The organism is Inquilinus sp., assembly GCF_039594555.1.
Taxonomy (GTDB): Bacteria; Pseudomonadota; Alphaproteobacteria; order DSM-16000; family Inquilinaceae; genus Inquilinus.
In genome coordinates this window covers 1-5,222 of sequence record NZ_JBCNNF010000462.1, presented here as the reverse complement: position 1 = coordinate 5,222, position 5,222 = coordinate 1, and the positions used below count along the sequence as shown (strand labels likewise).

The 5,222-nt window shown below is 69.8% G+C and carries 4 protein-coding genes; 1 reads left to right on the top strand and 3 read right to left on the bottom strand.

Annotated elements, in window-relative coordinates:
• The coding region (locus tag ABDW35_RS31695) for a DMT family transporter (protein WP_343717834.1) at positions 1–826 on the bottom strand (826 nt) is incomplete at its 3' end.
• Between the two features lie 73 nt (positions 827–899).
• Here ABDW35_RS31695 and ABDW35_RS31690 point away from each other — a divergent pair.
• On the top strand, positions 900–1,694 hold the full coding sequence (locus ABDW35_RS31690) for a helix-turn-helix transcriptional regulator (protein ID WP_343717833.1): 795 nt from the start codon (positions 900–902) through the stop codon (positions 1,692–1,694).
• A 29-nt stretch (positions 1,695–1,723) separates the two neighbouring features.
• On the opposite strand, the gene ABDW35_RS31685 is transcribed toward ABDW35_RS31690, so the two are convergent.
• Both ABDW35_RS31685 and ABDW35_RS31680 read right to left on the bottom strand, forming a co-directional pair.
• Positions 1,724–3,676, bottom strand: coding sequence for a calcium-binding protein (locus ABDW35_RS31685; RefSeq protein ID WP_343717832.1), 1,953 nt, complete (start codon positions 3,674–3,676; stop codon positions 1,724–1,726).
• A gap of 420 nt (positions 3,677–4,096) precedes the next feature.
• Positions 4,097–5,222: cation:proton antiporter (locus ABDW35_RS31680; protein ID WP_343717831.1), on the bottom strand; the 1,126-nt coding region annotated here is incomplete at its 5' end.

Here is a 5,222-nt window from a genome sequence, read left to right as displayed (position 1 = left end):
AGTGGTAGGGGTGCAGGCTTTCGCCCAGCACCGCCATGGCGATCGCCGCGGTCATCACGGGCGACAGGTTGATGAACAGGCTGGTGCGGCTGGGCCCCAGCAGGCGGATCGCCTGCATCCACAGATACGGCGCCAGGATCGAGGTCGGGATCCCGGCATAGAGGATCAGCCCGACCGCCGTGGCGCTGTGCGGCGCCGCCGGCGCCAGCAGCCAGCCGGGCAGCAGGAACAGCGTGGCGAAGGCGATCTGCAGGTACAGCGACGGCCAGGCCGGCAGCGGCATGTGCCAGCGCCGCAGCAGCACGCCGTAGCCGGAATAGGTGATGCAGGCGACCAGCATCATGCCGTCGCCCGGCGCCAGCCCGCCGCTGAACGGCGCCAGCGGGTCGCCCTGGCCCAGCAGCAGCGTCAGCCCGGCCAGCGACAGCACCCCGCCGCCCACCATGCCCAGCGTCGGCGCCTCGGCCAGCAGCAGGCTCGACAGCGCCATGGTCAGCAGCGGCACCAGCGACACCACGAAGCCCATCTTGGTGGCCGAGGTGGTCTCCGCCGCGTAATAGGCCAGCCCCTGATAGGCGGCCATGCCGAGCAGCCCCAGCACCGCCAGCTTCGCCAGATGCGGCCGGATCTCGCGCCGCAGCCGCCACACCGGCCGGGCCAGGAACGGCGTCAGCAGCAGCAGCGCCAGAGCCCAGCGCTCGAAGGCGATGACGCTGGGATGGACCGCCGTCGCCGCCAGCTTGGTGACGACGACGTTGCCGGACCAGATCGCCACGGTGACGACCGGCAGGGCGAACCAGCGCAGAGGGGTGTGCGACGTGGACATGGAGAGACCCTAGCGCCTGGCGGGTTCGAGATATATAACGATGATCGGACAGACGATGGAGAGGAGGGGACAGATGACCGACCGCCTGCCCGCGCTGCGCGGCGCCCCGCCGGACCCGCTGTCCTTCCGCACCGAGGATTATCCCGCCGGCATGGTGTGGCCGGAGGCGGCGCTGCCCTGGGGCAAGCTCAACTACGCCGTCCGCGGCCTGATGGTGGCGACGGTCGGCGGCGTGCGCTACCTGTCGCCGCCGCAATATGCGATCTGGACCCCGCCGGATGTGGTCCATGCCTGCCACAACCGCGACGCCGTGCGCTATGTCTCGGTCTATGTCGTGCGCGAGCTCTGCGCCACACTGCCGGCCGAGCCCTGCACCCTGGCGCTGAGCCCGCTGATCAAGGCGATCCTGGCCGATGTCGACGCGCGCGGCGTGAAGGTGCCGCGGAGCGAGGAGGACCTGCGGCTGGCGCAGGTGCTGGTCGACCAGATCCGCCTGGCGCCGCGCCACTCCTCCTATCTCCCGGTGTCGGACGACCCGGCTCTGCGCACCGTGCTGGAGGCGCTGCAGCGCGAGCCGGGCGACCGCCGGTCGCTGGCCGAATGGGCGCGGGTCACCGGCACCACCGAGCGGACGCTGTCGCGCCACTGCCAGCGCGATCTCGGCATGTCCTTCGCCGAATGGCGGCAGCGGATGAAGCTGGTGGCGGCGCTGTCGCGGCTGGAGGAGGGGGCGTCGGTCGGCGCGGTGGCGCGCGACCTGGGCTACGGCAACGCCTCGGCCTTCATCGCCATGTTCCACCGCCTGACCGGCACGACGCCGGACCAGATGCGCAAGGACGGTCTGCGCCGCGACCGGGAGGCGGCGTAGGGCCGCCCCCCGGTCCGCAGCGCGCCGCTCTACAGCACGAAGTCGCCGGCGACCAGGGTGGTGGCGCTGATGACGTTGATCTGCATGTCGGCCACCTTGTCGCCGTTCACGTCGATCAGCACCGACTGCAGGCCGCCGCCGGCCACCACCCGCACCTCGTGCCCGGCGCCGGTGAAGGCGCCGCCGCCGAGGAAGGTGAAGGCGGTGTTGCCGTTGCCGGCATTGCCGTCGGCGTCGATGGCCGACAGGTCGATGCGGTCACCCTCGGCATGCGAGAAGTCGTTGATGCTGTCGCGATTGGCGGCGACGGTCGTACTGTCGGAGATGGCGGTGTAGACGAAGCGGTCGGCCCCGGCGCCACCCTTCAGGGCATCCGCCCCGCCACCCCCGGTGAGCACGTCGTTCCCGGCCAGGCCCCACAGCGCGTTGGCCCCGGCGCTGCCGGTGATGATGTCGCCATAGGCCGAGCCCATCACGTTCTCGACGCCGCTGTAGGTGTCGCCCGCCGCGTCGCCGGCGCTGCCGCCGGTGACCAGGTTGACCGTCACCGCCGCCGTTGCGGAATCGTACAGGGCGATGTCGGTGCCGTTGCCGCCGTTCAGCACGTCGGCGCCGGTGCCACCGGTCAGGTAGTCGTCGCCGTCGCCGCCCTGCAACTGGTCGGCCCCCGCCTCGCCGTAGAGCAGATCGTTGCCGGCATCGCCGGTGATGATGTCGCCGCCGGCGCCGCCATAGAGCCGGTCGGTCCCGGCCAAGCCGCGTAGCGTGTTGGCGCCGGCATCGCCGATGACGGTGTCGTCGAAGGCCGAGCCCAGCACGTTCTCGACGCTGACGAAGCTGTCCCTGGCCGCGGCGCCGCCGGTCCCGCCGGTGGCGAGGCTCAGCGCCACCCCGGCGGCGGCCTCGGCGTAGTTCGCGGTGTCGGTGCCGGCCCCGCCATTCAGCACATCGGCCCCGTCGCCGCCGATCAGCAGGTCGTCGCCGTCGCCGCCCTGCAGCGTGTCGGCGCCGGCCTCGCCATAGAGCGAGTCGTTGCCGGCACCGCCCGCGAGCACGTCGTTGCCGCCGCGCCCCCACAGCGTGTTGGCGCCGGCATCGCCGGTCAGGCTGTCGGCGAAGGCCGAGCCGCCGAGAGTCTCGATCCCGGTCAGCACGTCGCCGGCCGCATCGCCGCCGTTGGCGGTGCTGGTGGCAAGATTGATCGTGACCGCGGCGGCAGACGCCGCATAATCCGCCCGGTCGATGCCGGCGTCGCCGTTCAGCGCATCGGCCCCGGCGCCTCCGGCGAGCACGTCGTTGCCGGCGCCGCCCGACAGGGTGTTGGCCGCGGCATCGCCGGTCAGCGTGTCGGCATAGGCGGAGCCGGTCACGGCCTCGATGGCGATCAGCTGGTCGCCCTGCGCATCGCCGCCGGATGTGCCGTGCGTGCCGAGATTGACCGTCACCGCCGCCGCGGAGGTCGAGTAATCCGCCGTGTCGAAGCCGGCGCCGCCATCGAGGGTGTCGGCTCCCGCGGCGCCACGCAGCGTGTCGGCGCCGTCACCTCCGCGAAGCACATTCGCCCCGGCATTGCCGATCAGCTGATCGTTTCCGACCGCGCCCCACACATTCTCGATGCTGGTCAGGCGGTTGCCATCCGATGTCGTCCCGGCCGCGAGATCGACGATCACATATCCACTGCGCGGCTCGGATCCATATTTGAGCGTATCCGTGCCAGCCCCGCCATCCACCCGGCTGCCCCCCCGGGCCGTAATGGCATCGTCACCATTGCCGCCGAGCAGGGTCGCGCCGCTTTCGCTGAAATTGTAAATGATGTCGTTGCCGTCGCCGCCATCGATGTAATAGGCGCCGTACAGGGCATCGTCACCGCCCAGGCCGTACAGGGCCGTGGTGATGCTCCACGAGTCATTATAGACTGTATCGTTGCCATTGGTCAGCGTGAAGACGCTGTAGTAGTCATAGTTATCAAGATACCATTGCACGCTTCCAATGATGCTATCGACACCATTCAATACAAGATGTTCATAATCGATTTGAAACCGGGTGTCGTCGGATCGAACCCAATAGATGCGAACGCCGACACCATCGGGGCCGATCACGGTGCCGCTGAGGTCCATCGCCTTCCCTTCCTGGCCAGGAATGGTGAAGGAGGCGAGAGCAGAACTGTAATTTTCGAGCTCGTTTATGCCGGACATTGACCCTCCAATAATATTAATTTTATGACAATTTCAAATCATACGGTCGCAACATCGGCTGGCCGGCTCTTCCGGCTCGCGGCCGGATCCGGGTGCGCCATGCGGCTTCCAGACTGCCGCTAGTCTACGCCGCATCGCCGCCGTTCCGCCAGCCCTCACCGCCCGACGGGTCAGAAGATTGTCACAGGATCCGACGGCTGTCCTCGCTCACACCGCCGGCGCCGCGTCGGTGACCGTCTCCCGGTTCATGGTCCGGCGCTGCGCCGCCAGGCGGTCGAGCTGGGCCCGCAGCCCCGGATGCTTCGACACGAACATGCGGAAGTCCCGCTCCGGCAGCGCCAGCAGCTGGCAGAAGTCGATGGCGGTGACGTCGGCTGAGCGGCGGGCCCGGCTCAGCAGCGCCATTTCGCCGAAGAACTCGCCGGGGCCGAGCGGGATCTCGCGCCCGTCGACATTCACCTGCACCGCGCCGGAGGAAATGAAATAGGCGGCATCCGGCCGCCCGCCCTTGCGGATGATGCGGTCGCCCGGCGCGGCGGCGCGCGGCTGGAACAGCAGCAGCAGGTCCTCGCGCGCCTCCCGGTCCAGCTCACCGAAGATCGGGAACAGCTCGACCAGGGTCTGGATCCGCAGCCCGCGCTCGCTCTCGCGCGCCGCGTTGCGCCGCTGCAGCTCGTCCAGCTGCGTCTCCAGCGCGGCGAGGCGCTTCTGGCCGTAGCGGCCCGGCCGCATGCGGCCCACCAGCCGGTCGACGGCCGCGAAGGTCAGCGGGTTGAGGGTGATCGAGATCAGCGCCCCGGCCAGCACCAGGTCGCGCCCCTCCGGCGGCAGCAGGCCCATCGACAGGCCGAGCCCGGCCAGGATGAAGGAAAACTCGCCGATCTGCGCCAGGCTGGCGGCCACGGTCAGGGCGGTCGCGCTCGGATAGCCCAGCAGCAGCACGATGCCGAAGGCGACGATCGACTTGCCGAGGATGATCAGCGCCACCACCGCCACCACGGCCAGCGGCTCGCGCAGCACGATCGATGGGTCGAACAGCATGCCGACGGAGACGAAGAACAGCACCGCGAAGGCATCCTGCAGCGGCATCGAGTTCGCCGCCGCCCGGTGGCTGAAATCCGACTCGCTCAGAACCACCCCGGCGAAGAAGGCGCCGAGGGCGAAGGACACGCCGAACACTACGGCCGAGCCATAGGCGATGCCGACGGCGACGGCGAGGACGGAGAGGGTGAACAGCTCGCGCGAGCCGGTGCGCGCCACCTGCTTCAGCACCCAGGGCACCACCTTGGGGCCCAGCAGCATGGCGAGCGCCACGAAGGCCGCGACCTTGCCG